2 protein-coding genes are annotated in these 2,487 nt (G+C 76.8%); both read left to right on the top strand.

All coding sequences use genetic code 11. The features are described from left to right. Nucleotides 1–519 precede the first annotated feature (519 nt). Nucleotides 520–897 (top strand): YraN family protein, encoded by a 378-nt coding sequence (locus tag IHE55_RS30355; protein ID WP_197992156.1) that lies wholly within the window; start codon nt 520–522, stop codon nt 895–897. Then, a partial coding sequence (locus tag IHE55_RS30350) for a YifB family Mg chelatase-like AAA ATPase (protein WP_197992633.1) occupies nt 897–2,487 on the top strand: 1,591 nt, incomplete at its 3' end. The genes IHE55_RS30355 and IHE55_RS30350, both read left to right, overlap by 1 nt.

The raw sequence follows: 2,487 nt of genomic DNA, 5'->3' as shown, positions 1-2,487 counted from the left end.
GATCCGTCCGGATGCGGCAGCCCGCCCGGCGGGCACACGGGCCCGGTCCACGGGCCCGGGGGCCGGGCGGTCCGGCTCGCGGTCGCCGTCGGTCGTAACGGCGCTTCCGCCGGCCGTGACGGGAACCTGGCCGACGAGAACAGGACCGTGCCCGGCAGGGCCCCTGCTCCACCCGGCGAAGAGCTGCCCCCACCCGGCGAGGCCAGGCACCGGCCCGGCGGACCACCGCCTCGGCCGATCGGGCCGCCGTCCTCTCCGGCCACGACCCCGGAGCCGCCGGGCGGACTGCCGCTCCCTGCGGCCGGCACTCCGGCCGCATCGGCCCGGCTGCCCGGTGCCACACCCGGACCACATGACCCCTCGGACGGGCCGCCGGTCCCGGAGACCGGTACTCCGGACCGGCCGTGCTCCGCGCCGCCGGGGACGCCCGCCGGGCCGTCCACCCCACCCCCGGCGGCACCGGACCACTCCGCCCCCGGGCAGCTACGGCACGCCCGGCCGGTCACCGAGCGGCTGCCCCTGCCGCCGCCCCGGCCCGGTTCGGCACGCCAGGCGCTGGGCCGCTACGGCGAACGGCTGGCCGCCCGTACCCTGACCGAAGCCGGCATGACCGTCCTGGCCCGGAACTGGCGGTGCCGCGCCGGAGAGATCGACATCCTCGCCCGTGACGGGGACACGCTGGTGGTCTGCGAGGTCAAGACCCGCCGGGCCAGCCCCTTCGAACACCCGCTCGCCGCCGTCACCACACGCAAGACCCAGCGGTTGCGCGGCCTCGCCGAACGCTGGCTGGCCTGCCAGGAGACCCCGCCGCCCGGCGGGGTGCGCATCGACGTGGTCGCGGTGGTGCTGCCGGCCCGTGGCGCGCCGCTGGTGGAGCACGTACGGGGGGTGGCGTGATGGCCTTCGCCCGCACCTGCTCGGTGGCCCTGGTCGGCGTGGAGGGCGTGGTGGTCGAGGTCCAGGCCGACCTGGAGCCGGGCGTCGCCGCCTTCACCCTCGTCGGCCTGCCCGACAAGAGCCTGGTCGAGAGCCGCGACCGGGTCCGCGCGGCAGTCGTCAACTCCGGCGCCGAGTGGCCGCAGCGGAAGCTCACCGTAGGGCTCAGCCCGGCCTCGGTCCCCAAGGGCGGCAGCGGATTCGACCTCGCCGTGGCCTGCGCGGTCCTCGGCGCCGCAGAGCTCATCGACCCCCGTGAGCTCGCCCACCTGATGATGATCGGCGAACTGGGGCTGGACGGCCGGGTCCGCCCGGTCCGAGGCGTGCTGCCCGCCGTCCTGGCCGCCGCCGAGGCCGGCTACCGGCAGGTCGTCGTCCCCGAGCAGACGGCCGCCGAGGCGGCACTGGTCCCCGGGGTCTCCGTCCTCGGCGTACGGAGCCTCAGGCAGCTCATCGCGGTGCTTACCGACGGCCCGGTACCCGAGGAGGAGCCCGTGGAGGACGGCGCGCCGGACGCCATGCTCGCCGGACTCCTGGTGCCGGGAGCGGGCACGGGCACGCTGGCCGGTTCCGGCCCACCCGCCCGGAAACCCGACATGGCCGAGGTCGCCGGACAGCGCGCCGCACGGATGGCGCTGGAGGTCGCCGCGGCCGGGGCCCACCATCTGCTCTTCATGGGGCCGCCGGGCGCGGGCAAGACGATGCTCGCCGAACGGCTGCCCGGGCTGCTGCCGCCCCTGACCCCCAAGGAAGCGCTGGAGGTCACCGCGGTCCACTCGGTCGCCGGGGTGCTGCCGCCGGGCAAACCGCTCATCGACACCCCGCCGTACTGCGCCCCGCACCACTCGGCGACCATGGCCGCGCTGGTCGGCGGCGGTAACGGCCAGCCCCGCCCCGGCGCGGTCTCCCTCGCCCACCGCGGGGTGCTCTTCCTCGACGAAGCCCCCGAATTCAGCGTGCGGGCCCTGGACGCGCTGCGCCAGCCGCTGGAGTCCGGCCAGGTGCTGATCGCCCGGGCCGCCGGCATGATGCGGATGCCCGCCCGCTTCCTGCTGCTGCTCGCCGCCAACCCCTGCCCCTGCGGCCGGCACAACCGACTGGGTGGGGGATGCGAATGCACCCCCACGGCCATCCGCCGCTACCAGAGCCGGCTGTCGGGCCCCCTGCTGGACCGTATCGACCTGCGGGTCCACGTCTCCCCGGTGTCCCGCGCCGAGCTCATCGCCCCGCGCGGCGCGGCGGAGAGCAGCGAGACCATCGCGGCCCGGGTGCGCGAGGCCAGGGAGCGCGCCCGGGGCAGACTCGCCGGCACACCCTGGACGGTCAACAGCGAGGTGCCCGGACACGAGCTGCGCACCCGCTGGTACCCCGAGCCCGGGGCGCTCCGCGAGGCCGAGAAGGACATGGAGTGCGGACTGCTCACCGCACGGGGCCTGGACCGGGTGCTGCGGGTCGCCTGGACCATCGCCGACCTGGCCGGCCACGACCGGCCCACCGCCGACGACGTGGCCCAGGCCCTCCACCTGCGGACCGGGGTCGCCCGGAGGCTCT

The sequence above is a fragment of the Streptomyces pactum genome (genome assembly GCF_016031615.1).
Lineage (GTDB): Bacteria > Actinomycetota > Actinomycetes > Streptomycetales > Streptomycetaceae > Streptomyces > Streptomyces pactus.
Note: the sequence above shows the minus strand (reverse complement) of the source record. Positions and strands in the feature narration are given on the sequence as shown.